Origin of the sequence: Gehongia tenuis (assembly GCF_014384795.1) — a bacterium.
In the GTDB taxonomy this organism is placed as follows: Bacteria; Bacillota; Clostridia; order Christensenellales; family NSJ-53; genus Gehongia; species Gehongia tenuis.
In genome coordinates, this window is sequence record NZ_JACRSR010000001.1 from 653,572 (window position 1) to 670,616 (window position 17,045).

18 protein-coding genes are annotated in these 17,045 nt (G+C 59.8%); all 18 read left to right on the forward strand.

Translation table 11 applies throughout. The features are described 5' to 3' along the window. Positions 1–33 precede the first annotated feature (33 nt). The 18 genes from sigG to H8696_RS03405 all read left to right on the forward strand — a co-directional run bounded on the left by sigG (position 34) and on the right by H8696_RS03405 (position 17,013). Positions 34–807: an RNA polymerase sporulation sigma factor SigG gene (gene sigG / locus H8696_RS03320; protein ID WP_249314906.1), complete on the forward strand. Its 774-nt coding sequence runs from the start codon at positions 34–36 to the stop codon at positions 805–807. A 105-nt stretch (positions 808–912) separates the two neighbouring features. After that, on the forward strand, positions 913–1,164 hold the full coding sequence (locus H8696_RS03325) for a YlmC/YmxH family sporulation protein (RefSeq protein WP_249314907.1): 252 nt from the start codon (positions 913–915) through the stop codon (positions 1,162–1,164). A gap of 70 nt (positions 1,165–1,234) precedes the next feature. Then, positions 1,235–1,696 carry a transcriptional regulator NrdR gene (gene nrdR, locus H8696_RS03330; protein WP_249314909.1) on the forward strand — a complete coding sequence of 154 codons (462 nt, stop codon included), beginning with the start codon at positions 1,235–1,237 and terminating at the stop codon, positions 1,694–1,696. Continuing rightward, on the forward strand, positions 1,693–2,526 hold the full coding sequence (gene pgeF, locus H8696_RS03335; RefSeq protein WP_249314911.1) for a peptidoglycan editing factor PgeF: 834 nt from the start codon (positions 1,693–1,695) through the stop codon (positions 2,524–2,526). The genes nrdR and pgeF overlap by 4 nt, the downstream gene beginning before the upstream one ends. Then, positions 2,527–3,234, forward strand: a complete 708-nt coding sequence (locus H8696_RS03340) for a response regulator (protein ID WP_249314912.1) — start codon at positions 2,527–2,529, stop codon at positions 3,232–3,234. A 3-nt stretch (positions 3,235–3,237) separates the two neighbouring features. Next, complete coding sequence (gene pnpS / locus H8696_RS03345; RefSeq protein WP_249314914.1) at positions 3,238–4,968, forward strand: two-component system histidine kinase PnpS; 1,731 nt, start codon at positions 3,238–3,240, stop codon at positions 4,966–4,968. A gap of 148 nt (positions 4,969–5,116) precedes the next feature. After that, entirely contained in the window at positions 5,117–6,028 is a 912-nt protein-coding gene (locus H8696_RS03350) for a phosphate ABC transporter substrate-binding protein (protein ID WP_249314916.1), read from the forward strand. Positions 6,029–6,204: 176 nt separating this feature from the next. After that, a complete protein-coding gene (locus H8696_RS03355) occupies positions 6,205–8,334 on the forward strand; it encodes a Tex family protein (protein WP_249314918.1) in 2,130 nt (709 codons plus the stop codon). A gap of 1 nt (position 8,335) precedes the next feature. Further along, entirely contained in the window at positions 8,336–9,484 is a 1,149-nt protein-coding gene (locus H8696_RS03360) for an amidohydrolase (RefSeq protein WP_249314919.1), read from the forward strand. A 56-nt stretch (positions 9,485–9,540) separates the two neighbouring features. Next, positions 9,541–10,002 (forward strand): tRNA (adenosine(37)-N6)-threonylcarbamoyltransferase complex ATPase subunit type 1 TsaE, encoded by a 462-nt coding sequence (gene tsaE / locus H8696_RS03365; RefSeq protein WP_249314924.1) that lies wholly within the window; start codon positions 9,541–9,543, stop codon positions 10,000–10,002. A gap of 12 nt (positions 10,003–10,014) precedes the next feature. Continuing rightward, a complete protein-coding gene (gene tsaB, locus H8696_RS03370; RefSeq protein WP_249314925.1) occupies positions 10,015–10,722 on the forward strand; it encodes a tRNA (adenosine(37)-N6)-threonylcarbamoyltransferase complex dimerization subunit type 1 TsaB in 708 nt (235 codons plus the stop codon). Positions 10,723–10,738: 16 nt separating this feature from the next. Then, a complete protein-coding gene (gene rimI / locus H8696_RS03375) occupies positions 10,739–11,176 on the forward strand; it encodes a ribosomal protein S18-alanine N-acetyltransferase (RefSeq protein ID WP_249314926.1) in 438 nt (145 codons plus the stop codon). 56 nt (positions 11,177–11,232) lie between these two features. After that, complete coding sequence (locus H8696_RS03380; RefSeq protein ID WP_249314927.1) at positions 11,233–12,018, forward strand: alpha/beta fold hydrolase; 786 nt, start codon at positions 11,233–11,235, stop codon at positions 12,016–12,018. Then, positions 12,015–13,652, forward strand: coding sequence for a UDP-N-acetylmuramoyl-tripeptide--D-alanyl-D-alanine ligase (locus H8696_RS03385; RefSeq protein ID WP_249314929.1), 1,638 nt, complete (start codon positions 12,015–12,017; stop codon positions 13,650–13,652). Before H8696_RS03380 ends, H8696_RS03385 begins: the two co-directional genes overlap by 4 nt. Positions 13,653–13,664: 12 nt before the next feature. Then, on the forward strand, positions 13,665–14,870 hold the full coding sequence (locus tag H8696_RS03390) for a D-alanine--D-alanine ligase family protein (RefSeq protein WP_249314930.1): 1,206 nt from the start codon (positions 13,665–13,667) through the stop codon (positions 14,868–14,870). A 27-nt stretch (positions 14,871–14,897) separates the two neighbouring features. Further along, complete coding sequence (locus H8696_RS03395) at positions 14,898–15,260, forward strand: DUF4870 domain-containing protein (RefSeq protein WP_249314932.1); 363 nt, start codon at positions 14,898–14,900, stop codon at positions 15,258–15,260. Between the two features lie 26 nt (positions 15,261–15,286). Beyond that, the gene (locus H8696_RS03400) at positions 15,287–16,498 is read left to right on the forward strand and encodes an NADP-dependent isocitrate dehydrogenase (RefSeq protein ID WP_249314934.1); all 1,212 of its coding nucleotides are present in this window, start codon (positions 15,287–15,289) and stop codon (positions 16,496–16,498) included. Positions 16,499–16,512: 14 nt separating this feature from the next. Continuing rightward, positions 16,513–17,013, forward strand: coding sequence for an SEC-C metal-binding domain-containing protein (locus H8696_RS03405; protein ID WP_249314936.1), 501 nt, complete (start codon positions 16,513–16,515; stop codon positions 17,011–17,013). The last annotated feature ends 32 nt before the right edge of the window (positions 17,014–17,045 follow it).

The following is a 17,045-nucleotide window of genomic DNA, read 5'->3' on the forward strand; positions in this document are numbered from 1 at the left end:
GTGAGGAAAAAACAAGAAGCGGAGGGCGCGGACATGATGAGCAACAAAGTGGAAATTTGCGGGGTGGACACCTCCAAACTCCCGGTCCTTACCAACGAACGGATGCGGGAACTTTTTGGCGAGATTCACCGGGGCAGCCAGGGGGCGAGGGAAGAATTTGTCCGGGGCAATCTGAGGCTGGTCCTCAGTGTGATTCAGCGTTTCACGGGCCGGGGCGAATCCATGGACGACCTTTTTCAGGTGGGCTGCATCGGCCTTATCAAGGCCATTGACAACTTCGACCTCAGTCAAAACGTGCGCTTCTCCACCTACGCCGTACCCATGATCATCGGGGAGATCCGGCGGTATCTCCGGGATAACAACGCCATCCGGGTGAGCCGCTCCCTTCGGGATGTGGCCTATCGGGCGCTGCAGGCCAGGGAGGCGCTCACCAACGAGAAGGACCGGGAACCCACCATCGCGGAGATCGCTGAGCGCATCGATATGGCCAGGGAGGACGTGGTGGTGGCGCTGGACGCCATTCAGGATCCGGTGTCGCTGTATGAGCCCATCTACCATGACGGCGGCGACGCCATCTTTGTGATGGATCAGGTGAAGGACGAGAAGGCGCTGGACGAGACCTGGCTGGAGGGCATCGCCCTCAAGGAGGCCATGGGCAAGCTCAGCGAGCGGGAAAAGTACATTCTGTACCTCAGGTTTTTCAAGGGCCGCACCCAGATGGAGGTGGCCGACGAGATCTCGATCTCTCAGGCGCAGGTCTCCCGGCTGGAGAAAAACGCGCTGCGCCAGATGCGAAAGCATATTTAAGAACGAATATTGAGGCTCCGCCGTCAGGCGTGGGCCTTTTTTGCGCCCTTTGACACGTTGGACGTTCCTTCCCGCATAGAATGGTGTAGGGAAGGGGGCAAAACCATGCGCTTTTCGGATTTTCAAAAAAAAGAGGTCATCAACGTCTCCACCGGCGAGCGGCTGGGCTACACGGACGATCTGATCTTCTCCGAGCGGGACGGCCAGATTGAATCCATCGTGGTGCCCGGTCCGGGCAAGCTCTTTGGGCTCATCCGCGGCGAGGAGATGGTGGTGCCCTGGGGCTCCATCTGCCGGATTGGTGACGATGTGATATTGGTGGAGGTCCATCAAAAACGGACGCCCCGCCGCTGCTAAAGCTTTACGGGACGGGCATTTGACCGTATAATAGAGAAAAGCCAGATGGGACAAGCAAGGAGGCGTTAGGATGAAGTGCCCTTTCTGCGATCACGAGGACAGCCGGGTGGTGGATTCCCGGCCGGCGGGAGATGGCAAGGCGATCCGGCGGCGCAGGGAATGCATCGCCTGCGGCCGGAGGTTCACGACTTTGGAGCGGGTGGCGGAGCTTCTGCCCATCTTCGTGGTCAAAAAGGACGGCACCCGGGAGGCCTTTGATCCCGAGAAGATCAAAAGGGGCCTTATGAAGGCCTGTGAAAAGCGCCCGGTGGCCTTGGAGGAGATCGATACCGTGGTGGAGGAGATCGAACACAAGCTGGTCCAGGCCGGCGAACAGGAGGTGCAAAGCACCGTCATCGGCGAGATGATCATGGAGCGTCTCAGAAAGCTGGATGAGGTGGCCTATGTGCGCTTCGCTTCGGTGTACCGCCAGTTCAAGGACATCAACACCTTCATGGAGGAGCTGAATAAGCTCCTGAGGGACCCGTCATGAGCTGGCGCGAAGGACTGCTCCGGCGGGAGAGGAACGGCGTCGTCTATTTCACCGCCGAAAGCTTCGAAAGGACCGGTCTTGTTGCCCACGCCTTCACGTCGAAGCTGGGCGGGGTGAGCGAGGGCGAGTGCGAGAGCCTCAACTTCGGCTTTTCAAGGAAGGATGAGCCGGAGCGGGTGCTGGAGAACTACCGGCGGATGGCGGAGGTCCTGGGGGTGAGCCTCGACAGCTATGTTTCCACTCTGCAGGTTCATGAGGACAGGGTGTGGGCGCCTGAGGGAGCGGACCGCGGCATGGGCGTCCTGGACCGGGAGAACATGGAGAAGGCCGACGCCCTGATCACGGACCTTTCCGGGCTTACGCTGGTCAAGCACACGGCGGACTGTGTGCCGGTCCTGCTGCTCGATCCGGCGGCAAAGGCAGTTTCCGCCATTCATGCCGGATGGCGGGGCACGGCGAAGCGCATCGCCCAGCGGGCGGTGGAGGCCATGGCCCGGCGGTACGGTTCAAAGCCGGAAAATATTCTCGCCGCCATCGGACCCAGTATTGGCCCCTGCTGCTTTGAGGTGGACGAACCGGTGTACGGCGCCATGGCGAAGGCGGGCCTCCTTTCGGCGGCGCTGGTCCGGGACAAGAAAAACGGCCATTACGATATGGACCTGTGGCGGGCAAACGCCAGGGCCCTGATGGACGGCGGGCTTTTGGCGGAGCACATCACCATCGCCGGTCTATGCACCCGCTGCCGGGGGGAGCTTTTCTTTTCCCACCGGCGGGATCGGGGGAAAACGGGCAGTCTTGCGGCAATGATCGCGCTGAAAGGGGAGACGTAAATGGCGGGACAGATGATTTTAGCGGTGGACGACGAGGTCAACATTCAAGAGCTCATCCGCTTCAATCTGGAGAGTGCGGGCTACCGGGTGGAGGTGGCGGGAAGCGGTGAGGAGGCCCTTCAAAAGGCGGCTTTTGAAGCGCCGGATCTGGTGCTGCTGGATATTATGCTGCCGGGCATGGACGGCCTGGAGGTCTGCAGGCGGCTTCGGCAGAATCCGAGGACCCAATCCATTCCGGTCATTATGCTCACCGCGAAGGGCGAGGAAGTGGACAAGGTGGTGGGCCTTGAGATGGGCGCCGACGACTACATTGTTAAGCCCTTCGGCGTTCGGGAGCTGACCGCCCGGGTGAAGGCCATGTTCCGGCGCTGGGACCGCCCGGCCCAGGAGGAGGGCGAGGCGGGTAAGCGGCGCACCATCGGCTGCCTCAAAATCCATGAGGACACCTACGAAGCTTTTCGCGGTGACGCCAAACTCCAGCTCACCTTGAAAGAGTTTGAGCTTTTGAAGTTCCTTTCCGCCAATCCGGGCAAGGTGTTCTCCCGGGAACAGCTGCTGGACCGGATCTGGGGCTATGAATACTGCGGGGAGACCCGCACGGTGGATGTGCATATCCGCCATCTCCGGCAGAAGCTGGAGGATCCCGACGGTCAAACCTATATCCAGACCCTGCGCGGCGTGGGCTACAAATGGGTCTACAAGGGGTAAACGATGAGAAAGCGAATTTTTACCGCCATTTTGGGTCTCAGCGTCTTTGCGGCGCTGGCCATGGCGGTTTTTTCCGTATGGTTTATGGAGCGGGACTATGCGGCTGGCGCCAGGGACACCCTTCTTCGGGAGGCGAGGGTGCTGGACAGAGAGCGGCAGAAGGAAGCGCCGGACGGCTATCAGGAGCTGGCGCGGGATTTTGCCGAAGCATCCGGCACCCGGGTGACCATCGTGGATTCGGGCGGCAAGGTGCTGGCCGATTCCGCGGCCGATCCCGGCATCATGGCCAGCCACGAATACCGCCGGGAGATCCGTGAGGCGCGGGAGGAAGGCACGGGCTATGACCGCCGGCGCAGTGCCACCACCGGCGAAGACCGGCTCTATGTGGCTTTCCGGGGCGGGGACGGCATCATTGTGCGTCTTTCGGTCCCGCTGGTTTCGGCCTTCGAGCGCATGAACAGCGCCTGGTGGATCCTCATCGCGGCACTTCTTTGCATTTTGGCCGTGAGCCTTGTTATCGCCCGGCGGCTTTCCCACAGCCTGTCCGAGCCGGTCCTTCGCATCACGCGGACCGCCCACCGCATCGCCGAAGGTCACTGGGAGCAGAAGGTGGCCGTGGAGGGCGAGGGCGAGATGCGGGAGCTGACCCAGTCGGTGGCGGTGATGACCGAAGCCATGAACAATACGCTGAGGGAATTGAATGAAAATAATGCGCGGATTTCCACCGTGCTCACCGCCATGTCCAGCGGTGTGGTCGCCGTAAGCCCCTATCTTCGGGTCATCATGTTCAACCCGGCGGCCGAGCGCATGCTGGAAACGCGGATTAAGAAGGATGAACACATCATGGATGTGCTCTGGGACCCAAACCTTGAGGGCATCTTGATCAGCGTCATGCGTCTTCATGAAACGGTGCGCCGGGAACAGCGCATGGGCGAGCGGTTCCTGCGCATGGCCATTGCGCCCATGATCCAGGGCGAAAAGACCATTGGGGCGGTGGCGGTCATGGAGGATGTGACGGAGCTGAGAAAGCTGGAAGTGATGCGCAAGGAATTTGTGGCCAACGTGTCCCACGAGCTCAAAACGCCCCTCACCTCCATCAAGGGTTTTGCGGAGACGCTGCGGGACGGCGCCCTGGAACAGCCGGAACAGGCGAAACGCTTTTTGACCATCATCGATGAGGAGGCCGACCGCCTAACCCGGCTCATCAACGACATTTTGAATCTTTCGCGCATGGAGAACCAGCAGGAGGCACCCGGCGAGCCGCTTCCCGAGCCCGTCCACTTCGGCAGGCTGGTGGAGGATACCGCGGAGATGCTGGCGGAGACGGCCAGAAAGCGGGGACTGGAACTTACGGTATCGGTGGACCCCGGTCCCCTTTTGGTGCGGGTGAAAGCGGACGACGGGCGGCAGATGATCCTCAATCTGGTGGACAACGCGCTCAAGTATACGCCGGAGGGCGGACGGGTGGCGGTGTCGGTGCGGAACGCCGGAGAGACGCTCATTTTCAGCGTGTCGGATACGGGCATCGGCATCGCAAAGGAGCATATCCCGCGGCTGTTCGAGCGCTTCTACCGGGTGGATAAGGGGAGGTCCCGGGCCCTTGGCGGCACCGGTCTTGGCCTTGCCATTGTCAAACATATCGTTTTGGCCATGAAAGGCACCATCGACGTTCAAAGCGAGGAAGGCAAAGGCACCGCCTTTACGGTGCATATTCCCAAAGTCAAATTGAATTAATTCCTGCCCAAAGACCGTCTGCGGACGGTCTTTTTTTTGTTTTAACGCGAGTTAACACGCCGTTAACGGGAGGATAGGTTTCATTTAACATGGGCTTGATACGCTATACCCGTCCAAGAGAGAGATGAAATCAAGGAGGATGAGAAACATGAAGATGAACAAATGGGCCGGCCTCACTGTGGCCGTTGCCATGACCGCCGTGCTGTTTGCGGGCTGCGGCGGCGGGGACGCCGCGACGCCCTCTGCCAGTGCCGCCGCATCGGCCAAACCCTCCGCCAGCAGCGCGCCCGCTTCCGCTGAGGCCACCCCCGAAGCTGCCCCGGAGGCGCTGGAAGGTGAAATCACCATGGTCGGTTCCACCTCGGTGGGTCCGGTGGTCACCGCCCTGCAGGAAATGTTCCATGCCAAATATCCCGATGTGGATATCAGCGTGGAGCAGAACGGCTCCGGCCCCGGGATTCAGGCCGCTATGGACGGCAGCGCCGATATCGGCATGGCTTCCCGCGAACTGAAGGATGACGAACAGCCTCTCACCGCCACCCAGCTTTGCCTGGACGGGATCTCGGTGGTGGTCAATCCCGAAAATCCGGTCAAGGGATTGACGAAGGAACAGCTGGCCCAGATCTACAAGGGTGAGATCACCAACTGGAAGGACGTGGGCGGAAACGACGGCGAGATCGTTCTGGTCACCCGCGAATCCACCTCCGGCACCCGGGGTGCCTTCGAGGAACTGGTCCTCGGCGAAGGACAGATCGACGACAAGCTGTGCCTGGTGGTGAATTCCAACGGGGACGTGGGCAAGACCATCGAGGGCGAACCAAACGCCATCGGATACATGTCCATGGGCATCGTGGAGAACTATGAGATCGCCGCCCTCACCATGGACGAGGTGGAACCCACCGCGGATAACGTCAAAAGCGGTGACTACGCCCTGTCCCGCCCCTTCCTTTTGCTCACCAAGGAGGAACCGGAGGGTGTGGTGAAAGCGTTCATCGAGTACATGACCACCGATGAGGAAGCCATCGCCTACATGGAGGAGAAGGGCTACATCATCCCTTAACCCAGCGACCCTTTCATGTGCTGTTAACCTCATAGGAAACGCCGGCGAAAGCCGGCGTTTTCGTTTTGCTTTCGGCTGGAGGGAATTGTTGACAAAGCCTGCCAATCCAGCGACAATGAACTAAGCGGAAAAAAATAGGGATCCCGCGGCGGAATGGAAGGGGATGGAGGCGGAGCATGAAACTGATAGAACAGCTGGCAAAGGAGCTTAAAATCCGGCCAAAGCAGGTGGAGGAAACGGTGAAGCTCCTGGACGGCGGGGCGACGGTGCCCTTTATCGCCCGCTACCGCAAGGAGACGACGGGGGGTCTTGACGACACCACCCTGCGTCATTTGACCGAACGCCTGGAATACCTTCGCGGCCTTGACAAGCGCAAGAAGGACGTGCTGGAGCGGCTGACCGAGCTCGGAAAATGGACGGAGGCGCTGGATGGCAAAGTGAAAGCCGCGCTCACCCTGCAGGAGGTGGAGGACCTCTATGAGCCCTACCGTCCGAAGCGCCGCACCCGGGCCATGGCAGCCCGGGAAAAGGGTCTTGAAGGTCTGGCGAGGACGCTCCAAAATGAGCGGGTGCCGGACACGGCAGCGGCAGCAAAAAATTATGTAAACCCCGACGGGGGCGTCGCTTCTATCGAGGAGGCGCTGGCGGGAGCGCGGGACATACTGGCGGAAGAATTTGCCGAGGATGCCGGCGCCCGGGGGGTGGCCCGGCGGGAGATGATGGAGCACGGCATGGTGAAAACCTCCGCGAAGGATGGGGCGGAGGACGTGTATCAGATGTATTTTGACTATGCCGAACCCATCCGGCGGATGGCTTCCCACCGGGTGCTGGCGGTGAACCGGGGCGAACGGGAAGGCAGCCTCAAGGTGGAGCTTGCCCTGGATGACGAGGCGCTGCTCGCCCGTTTCAAGCGCAGGGTGAAATATCCGGGCACGCCGGGCGGCGAGGAAGCGGCGGCGGCCATCGCCGATGGATACAAACGGCTGTTCATGCCCGCCATCGTGCGGCAGGTGCGCAGCGAGATGACCCGTGCGGCGGAGGAACAGGCCATCGCCGTATTTGGCATGAACCTCAAACAGCTTTTGATGCAGCCGCCCCTCACCGGCAAGGTGGTCATGGGCGTGGACCCCGGTTTCCGGACGGGCTGCAAGATTGCGGTGGTGGACCCCTCGGGCAGGGTGCTGGCCACGTCGGTGGTGTACATGACCCTGGAGCATCACGATACCGCGAAGGCGAAAAGGGAGCTTGCGGCGCTCATGAACCGCTTTCAGGTGGACGTGGTGGCCATCGGCAACGGAACCGCCTCCCGGCAAAGTGAGAAGGTGGTGGCGGAGGTGCTGAGGGAGCTTCCGCGGAAGGTTTCCTACACCATCGTCAGCGAAGCGGGGGCCTCGGTCTATTCGGCTTCCGAGCTTGCGGCGAAGGAGTTTCCGGACTACGATGTCTCCCTGAGGTCGGCGGTGTCCATCGCCCGGCGCCTGCAGGACCCGCTGTCCGAACTGGTGAAGATCGAGCCCCGGGCCATCGGCGTGGGCCAGTACCAGCACGATGTGGAGCAGAAGCGGCTCGCGGAGGTGCTGGACGGTGTGGTGGAGGATTCGGTGAACGCCGTGGGCGTGGACGTCAACACGGCTTCGGTCCCCCTGCTGCGTCATGTGGCGGGCATCACGCCGGCGCTGGCCCAAAATATCGTGCGCTTCCGGGAGGAACACGGGCCCTTTACCAGCCGGAAGGCGCTTAAAAAGGTGGAGAAGCTGGGGCCCAAGGCTTTTGAACAGTGCGCGGGCTTCCTTCGGGTGCTGAACGGGGAAGAAATTTTGGACGCAACCGGCGTTCATCCCGAATCCTACAAGATTGCCCGTGAATTGTTGAAGGAATTGGGAGCCTTTGGGGCAAACTTAAAGGAAGGTATGCACAAGGCTCCATCCGAAAAGGAGCTTCCCGCGTGGGCGGAGCGGCTCAAAGTGGGTCTGCCCACCCTCACGGACATTGTGAAGGAGCTGGAAAAACCTGGCCGGGACATCCGGGAGAATCTGCCGCCGGTCCTGCTCAAGGGGGACGTTCTGGAGATCGAGGATGTGAAGCCGGGCATGAAGCTCACCGGCACGGTGAGGAACGTGGTGGATTTCGGGGCCTTCGTGGATATCGGGGTCCACCGGGACGGCTTCGTTCACGTTTCAAAGCTGTCCGATCATTTCGTAAAGCATCCTTCCGAGGTGGTCCGGGTGGGCCAGGTGGTGGAGGTGACGGTGCTGGACGTGGATCTCAAAAAGAATCGAATTTCACTTTCGATGAAGGAGGCATGACATGATTTTCAAAAATGGACGGATATGGACCATGGAGGGCGACATCTTTGAATCCGGCTGCATAGAGGTAAAGGACGGCAGGATCGCCTATGTGGGCGAAGAGGAGAAGGCGGGCGAGGCGGTGGACCTTAAGGGCAAGTGGGTGCTGCCGGGCTTTGTGGACGCTCACTGCCACGTGGGTATGTGGGAGAACGGCATGGCGGATGAGGGGGACGACGGCAATGAAGCCACCGATCCTGTGACACCCCATCTTCGGGCCATCGACGCTATCAATCCCTTGGATCAAAGTTTTCGGGAAGCGCTGGAGGCGGGCGTGACCACCGTGGTCACCGGTCCTGGCAGCGCCAACGTGATTGGCGGCCGGTTTGTGGCCTTAAAGACCCATGGCAGAAGGGTGGAGGACATGATTGTAAAGGAGCCTCAGGCCCTCAAAATAGCCCTTGGAGAGAACCCAAAGCGGGTCTACAAGGACCAGGAGAAGGCGCCGGCCACCCGTATGGCCACGGCGGCGCTGCTGCGGGAGGCCTTTGTTGAGGCCCAGGAATACCAGCGCAAGCTGGAGCTGGGCAATGCGGATCCGGAGAAGCTCCCCGACCGGGATCTCAAAATGGAAACGCTGGTGTTGGCCCTTGAGCGGAAGATCCCGGTGAAGGCCCATGCCCACCGGGCGGACGATATCATGACCGCCCTTCGCATCGCCCGGGAGTTCGGCCTTGACATGACGATTGAGCATTGTACCGAGGGCGCCCTCATTCTGGACGTCCTGAAGGAGGAACACGCCCGGGTGATTTTAGGGCCCATCATCTGTGATCGGGGTAAGGTGGAGCTGCGCCATCTCTCCGACGGCAACCCCGCGCTCTTTGAGAAAGCGGGTATCAAGTTTGCGCTCATGACCGATCACCCCGTAACGCCCATTCAGTACCTGCCCCTTTGCGCGCTGGTGGCCGTGCGTCAGGGCCTGTCCGAGGAAGCGGCCCTCCGCGCCATCACCATTCATGGCGCGGAGATGGCGGGCATCGCCGACCGGGTGGGCAGCCTCAAGGCGGGCAAGGACGCGGATTTCACCGTGTTCAGCGGCCATCCCCTGGATTTTCGTACCAAGGTGATCGCGGTGTACGTGAACGGCAAACTGGCGGCGGGCGAACTGTAATTTGCAGCAGCCGCTTCTTTGGGGTATAATGGGCCGGGACGAAGGAGGAAAAAGTGATGCGTTTCACCCTGAATTGTGAGGGTACGGAGACCCTGGGTAAAATCCTGGGCGAATCTCTTCCCACGGGGACCTTTCTTGCACTGAGCGGAGATCTGGGCGGAGGAAAGACCACTTTCACCAAGGCGCTGGCCCAGGGCCTCGGCTTTTCCGGCGAGGTGACCAGTCCCACCTTCAACCTTCTTCATATTTATGAGGGGGGAAGAGCGCCTCTATATCATTTCGATTTGTATCGGATCAAAAACCCCGAGGAACTCATGGATATCGGGTTTGAGGAATACGTTGAGTCGGACGGCATCACCGCCGCGGAATGGGCGGAGTACGCCGGGGAGGCGCTGCCGGAGCGGCGCATCGAGCTCCACTTTGAAAAAGCCGGTGAGACGGAGCGGACGGTGGAAATTCTGCCCGTGCAGTGTGAACTGGGCGCGGAGCTGGAGCGCCGCCTGATGGAATTGCAATAGGAGTTTTTAACCATGCTAACATTGGCTTTGGAGACGAGCGCGCTGTCAGCCTCGGTGGCCGTGGCACGGGAGGATGCACTTCTTTCCGAGATTACGGCCAATCATCAAAAGAACCATTCGCTGGTGCTGATGCCCATGGTGGAGGAGGCGCTGGAACGGGCCGGAGCGGTCTTGGCGGACCTCGACGTGATCAGTGTATCGGCGGGGCCTGGCTCCTTTACCGGCGTTCGGATTGGTGTGACCACGGCGAAATCCCTGGCTCATGCCCTCGGGGTTCCCGTATCCCCGGTGTCCACGCTGGCGGCCCTTGCCATGAACGCGCCCCATGCCGGCTGCCCCGTCTGCCCCATCATGGATGCACGGCGAGGTCAGGTTTATACGGCCCTCTACAAGGTGGCCGGCCTTCCCGAGACGCTGATGGAGCCGGAAGCTTTAGCCCTTGAGGAGTGGATGATGAGACTTCCTGCGGGGCCGGTCCTGTTTGTGGGGGACGGCGTACCGGTGTGCCGGGAGAGCCTCAGGGAGCTGATGGGGGAGCGGGCGCTCATCGCGCCGCCCGGCGCATGGGTGCAGCGAGCCTCCAGCGTGGCGCGGCTTGGGCTTCAGCTGCACGAGGCGGGCGGTTCCCTTTCCTATCTTGAGGCGCTGCCCATCTATTTAAGGAAGAGTCAGGCCCAGCAGGCCTACGAAAAAAGGACCGGTGAACGCCTTGACATCTGAGCTGAGGGTACGGGAGATGGCTCTACAGGATATCGATCCGGTGCTGGTGATGGAGCGGCTTTGCTTCGCCACCCCCTGGAGCCGGGAGGCCTTCATTGGTGAGGTTCGGGACAATGAATGCGCCCACTACCTGGTGGGGGAGACGGCAGGCCGGGTGGTTGCCTACGGGGGCTTTTGGAGGGTCCTGGACGAGGGACACATCACCAATGTGGCGGTCCACCCGGACTATCAGGGTCTGGGATACGGCAAGATCCTGCTGGACGCCCTTTTGAGGCGGGCGGCGGAACTGGGCGTTGTCTCCGCGACCCTGGAGGTTCGGGAAAGCAATTTCCGTGCGATCCGTCTTTACGAAAAGTTTGGCTTTGAACCCGCTGGCCGGCGGAAGGGCTATTACGCCGACAACGGCGAGGACGCCATCATCATGTGGCAGCGGGATTTGGAGAATATTCCATAAAAAAGTTGCTTAAAAATGGTTTTCCATCGTAAAATGATAGAAGCGAAGGAGGCGCCATGAAAATAGATCTGGATGGTCTGACCGTGCGCTATACGGATGAGGGAAACCCGCAGGGCGAAGCCGTGTTGGTTCTTCACGGCTGGGGCGGGCGGGTCGAGAGTATGGCGCCGGTGATTCAAGGCCTTCTTCCCACGAACCGGGTGATCGCCCTTGATTTCCCCGGATTTGGTGAGAGCGATCCGCCGCCGGAGCCCTGGTCGGTGACGGAATATACGGCCCTTACGGTGAAACTGTTGAAAAAGCTTGGGCTTACCAAGGTTCACGTGATCGCCCACTCCTTTGGCGGGCGGGTGACGCTTCTGATGGGTAAGGAGCACCCGGAGCTTTTGGGGAAGGTGGTTATCACCGGCGGCGCGGGCATCCGGCCAAAGCGCGGGGCAAAGTATTACGCCAAGGTTTGGTCCTATAAGCTGATGAAGCGGGTGTACCGCCTTTTGGAAAGGCTGGGCGTCCTGAAGGGCGTCCGGGAAGCCCTTCGAGAGCGCATCGAGGCCCGGGCCGGATCATCCGACTACCGGGATGCCGCCGGCGTGATGCGCCAGACCTTTGTCAAAGTGGTCAATCAGGATCTGCGCTATTGTCTTCCCCACATCCAGTCGCCCTGCCTTCTTTTTTGGGGGGAAAGGGACGATGCGGCGCCCCTTTACATGGGCAAGATCATGGAAAAGGAGATCCCCGACGCGGGGCTTGTAGTGCTGCCGGGTGCGGGGCATTTCGCCTATTTGGAGGAGATCGGCACCTTCATGGCGGCGGTGAAACATTTTTTGGGGGTTAAAGCATGACGGGTATTCTATACGTCCTCGGACTTCTCGTGGTGGCGATGGCGCTTCTCATGCTGTCCTACCGCTATTTGCATATGCTCCAGCTGGAGACCTACGAGGTGAAGTTCTATCTCAAATGGGTCCACAAGAATAAGAAGCGCAGCATAAGGCCGCTTCTTTTCGTGTTTCTTGCGGCGGTGGCGGGCCAGATCGTGCTGGCCGCGGTGCCGGCGACCCGGGACTATTCCTTCTGGCTGGGTATGGCGGTGCTGATTCTTGCTGTGATCGCGGCCTTCGTTAAGATGAAGCGGGAGCCGGTGAAAAAGGACCTTGTGGTGACGGCCCGGGTGCGGCGGCTGATGACCGCCCTGCTCATCTTCCTTTGGGCGGGCTGCCTTTTATCCTATCTCCTCGGCGGCGCGGCGGGGGATCTTCTTGGCGGAACGGTCTACGCCTTTGCAGCGCCCGTTCTCGTCTCCCTGTGGGTGCTCCTTCTGCCCTATGTGGTGGCGTTTGCCGCCTGGTTCATGCAGCCCTTTGAAAAGATGGTGAAAAGAAAGTTCTTCCGCCAGGCGGAAAAGCGCCTCGCTTCCTTTGAGGATATGATCAAAATCGGCATCACCGGCAGCTTCGGCAAGACCAGCACCAAGTTCATTCTGGGCACCATACTGGCCGAACGCTACGACGTCAAGGTGACGCCCCACAGCTACAACACGCCTATGGGCGTTGCCAAGGTGATCCGGGAGGAGCTCACCGGCAGGGAGGAAATCTTCGTGGCGGAGATGGGCGCCAAGGGCGTGGGCGAGATCAAGGAGATGTGCGATCTGGTCCATCCGAGGTACGGCCTTTTGACTTCGGTGGGCCGCCAGCATATGGACACATTTGGGAGCCTTGAGAACATTCAGGCCACCAAGTACGAACTCATCGAGGCCCTGCCGAAGGACGGCGTGGGCTTCTTCCCGGCGGACAGCGAGCCCTGTCTGTCTCTCTATGATAAGACGGAGCATGTGGAAAAAGTGTTGTTCGGCTTTGACGGCGCGGGCCGGAAGCTGGATGTGACGGCGCGGGACGTGACGGTGGGCCCCTTCGGTTCCCGCTTCACGCTGGTTATGGGCGGGGAGGAGATCCTCTGCGAAACGAGAATCCTGGGCCGTCACAATATCGGCAACATCCTGGGCTGTGCGGCGGTGGCGAAAAGCCTTGGGCTTACGATGGAGGAGATCGCCCGGGGCATTTCCAAGATTGAACCGGTGGAGCACAGACTGCAGATGCTGCCCACGAACAACGGCCTTACGGTGATCGACGACGCCTTCAACGCGTCGCCGTCCGGGGTCAAGGCCGCCATGGATGTGATTTCCGGGTTCCCCGGCCGCAAGATCGTCATCACTCCCGGCCTCATCGAACAGGGGCCGGAGGAGGATGCGGAGAACGAAAAGTTTGGACGGCTCATGGCCCATGCCGCGGATTACGCGATTTTGGTGGGCCCGGCCCACACCCGGCCCATTGCGGAAGGCCTGCTAAAGGAGGGCTTCCCCGAGGAGCATATCATCGTCGTATCCAATCTCGACGAGGCCACGGCGAGATTGGCCGGCATCACCAAGGTGGGGGACTGCGTCCTTTTTGAGAACGATTTGCCCGACCTTTACAACGAGTGAGGAGGGATTCCCATGAAAAAGAATCTTTTGGTCATTTACGGCGGCCGCTCAGTGGAACACGACGTTTCCATCATCACCGCCAATCAGGTGATGGATAATGCGAACAAGGATCATTTCGAGATCATCCCCGTATATTTCCATCGAAGCGGCAACTTCTACACCGGCTCTGCCCTGCGCCGCATGGAAACCTACCAGAATTTTAATCCCGAAGCGGTGAAGCGGCTCACTTTCACCATGGACCCGGCCGATCCCGCCATCCTGGTGGAGGAGGGGAAAAAGGGCATCTTCGGCGGCGCCAGGCAGACCAAGATTTCCGTGGATGCGGCCTATCTTTGCCTGCACGGCACCAGCGGCGAGGACGGCTGCATTCAGGGCCTCATGGAGCTTGCCAACATCCCCTACACCAGCGCGGGAGTGCTGGGCAGCGCCGTCTGCATGGATAAGGTGACCATGAAGGCGGTCCTCGCGAACCATGGATTCCCCATGCCGGATTCGCTCTATTTTGAGCGTTCCGAATGGAAAAGGGGCAGCGAGGCCATCCTGGACCGCATCGAGGGAAAGCTGGCCTATCCCATTTTTATCAAGCCCGCGAACCTCGGCTCCTCCGTAGGTATCAGCAAAGCCACGGACCGGGCGAGCCTCAAGGAAGCGGTGGAGGTGGCCTGCCACTACGACCGCAAGATCCTGGCGGAGCAGGGCGTGGAAAACCTGATGGAGCTCAACTGCTCGGTCATGGGCTACGGCGCCGACTGCAGGGCATCCCTCCTGGAGCAGCCCATCACCTGGGAAAGCTTTTTGACCTTTGAGGAAAAATATATGCGGGGCGGGAAGGGCGGCGGCGCCAAGAGCGGCTCCAAGGTCTCCGGCGGTATGAAGGACCTGCAGCGCAAGCTGCCGGCGCCGGTTTCGAACGAGGTGACAAAAAAGGTACAGGAGATGTCGCGGGAAATTTTTGCGGCCCTCGATCTCAAAGGCGTGGTCCGCATCGACTACCTTTACGATACCAAGGCGGACGCGGTCTATGTGGGGGAAGTCAACACCATCCCCGGCTCCATGTCCTTCTATCTTTGGGAGCCTTCCGGCCTGTCCTTTGCTCAGCAGATCGACGAGCTGGTGGACATCGCCATCCGCGCCCAGAAGGATAAAAACGAGAACAGCTTTGCCTATGATACCAACTTGCTGCAAAAGTTCAAGGGAGGCGGCAAGCTGGTCAAATAGAGACCTTTTACCAAAGGAGATGGGACCATGAGCTATCCCGAGAACAACTACGAGCCCAGCGACAGTTCCCTAAACGTAAGACCGGGCATTTTAACCCTGCTCGCCTATGTATTTTGGTGGGTGGGCGGCCTCATCGTTTTCGTGGCGGAGCGGAAAAGTTACTTTGTGCGTTTCCATGCCCTGCAGGCCACCATTTTGGCTCTGGCGATCACGGTGGCTTCGGCGGTGCTGGGGGTGATCCCCTTTGTGGGCGGCATCCTAAGAGCCGTGCTGTCCTTCGGAGGCTGGATGGTCCTTATTCTTTGCGGTATCAAAAGTTACAATGGACAATGGTTTGAGCTGCCCTTCATCGGTGAGTTCTGCAGGGTCAACGCCAAACCGAGAGCCTAAACAAAAGAAACGAAGGGGGATTTACGATGCAGCCGATTGCCATGAAAACGCCGCTGGTGGAGATGGACGGGGATGAGATGACCCGCATCCTTTGGAAGATGATCAAGGATGAGCTCATTTTGCCCTATGTGGATCTCAAAAGCGAATACTACGACCTGGGTCTGCCCCACCGGGATGAGACAAAGGATCAGGTGACGGTGGACGCGGCGGAGGCCATCAAAAAATACGGTGTGGGCGTCAAGTGCGCCACCATCACGCCCAACGCCCAGCGCATGGACGAATATAAGCTTCACGGCATGTGGAAGAGCCCCAACGCCACCATCCGCGCCATTTTGGACGGTACGGTGTTCCGGGCGCCCATCCTGGTGAAGGGGATTCATCCACTGGTTCCCGGCTGGAAGAAACCCATCACTATCGCCCGCCACGCCTATGGCGATGTGTACAAGGCCAGCGAGATGGCCGTTCCCGCGGGCTGCAGGGCGGAGCTTGTCATCACCGCGCCGGACGGCACAAAAAAGTGCCAGGAGATCTTCTCCTTCCAAGGCGAGGGCATCGTGCAGGGCATGCACAATACCGACTCTTCCATCGAGAGCTTTGCACGGGCCTGCTTCAACTACGCCCTCAGCGTAAAGCAGGATCTTTGGTTCTCCACCAAGGATACCATCTCCAAGATCTATGATCATCACTTCAAGGATATCTTCCAGGATATCTACGACAGGGAGTATAAGACGCGCTTTGAGGCGGCGGGCATCGAGTATTTCTACACCCTGATCGACGATGCCGTGGCCCGGGTGATTCGCTCGGAGGGCGGGTTCGTGTGGGCCTGCAAGAACTATGACGGCGACGTAATGAGCGACATGCTCGCAACCGCCTTCGGCAGCCTTGCCATGATGACCTCCATCCTGGTATCGCCGGAGGGCAACTATGAATACGAGGCGGCCCACGGCACGGTGACCCGCCACTATTACAAGCATTTGAAGGGGGAGGAGACCTCCACCAATTCGGTGGCCACCCTCTTTGCCTGGACCGGCGCCTTGAGAAAGCGGGGCGAGCTGGACGGCCTGCCGGAGCTCGAGAAGTTTGCGGACAACCTGGAGGCCGCTACCATCGAGACCATCGAAGCGGGCGTTTTGACCGGCGATCTCTACATCCTCTCCGATGTGCCGGGCAAGCAAAAGGTCAATTCGGAAGATTTCCTCAAAGCCGTTCGGGAACGGCTGGATAAAAAATACGCGTAAGGAGTGAGCCTACCGTGAAGCTGTACGAACAGTGGAGTAATCTGGCCAAGATGCAGCAAACGCCTCAGCAGCAGGAGGCCTTTTGGCAGGAGTATTTCAATCAGGAAAAGGAGAATTACAAAAAGATCCTAGCCGATCCCAAGGTGTACGAGGGGACGGTGGAGGAGCTGGCCAAGTTCTTTGATATGGAGAACATGGTCTTTTCCGGATTCATTGATGGCATCAACACCAGCCTCAAAGAGGAGATCGATCTCGATGCCCTGGAGGAGACCACGCCGGTCAAGCTGGACATCGACTACGAGAAGCTTTATTTCAACATGCTGGACGCCAAGGCGGATTGGCTGTACAATCTGCCCGAGTGGGAAGGCATCCTGAGTGAAGAGCGGCGCAGGGAGATCACCAAGGAATACCGCGCCTCCAAGGTTTTTGTGAAGGAAAAGACGGTGGGCCGCAATGATCCCTGCCCCTGTGGCAGCGGCAAAAAATACAAGAAGTGCTGCGGGAAAAACGCGTAACGCGCCGAAGTGCAATCGGACGGGTGGGGAAC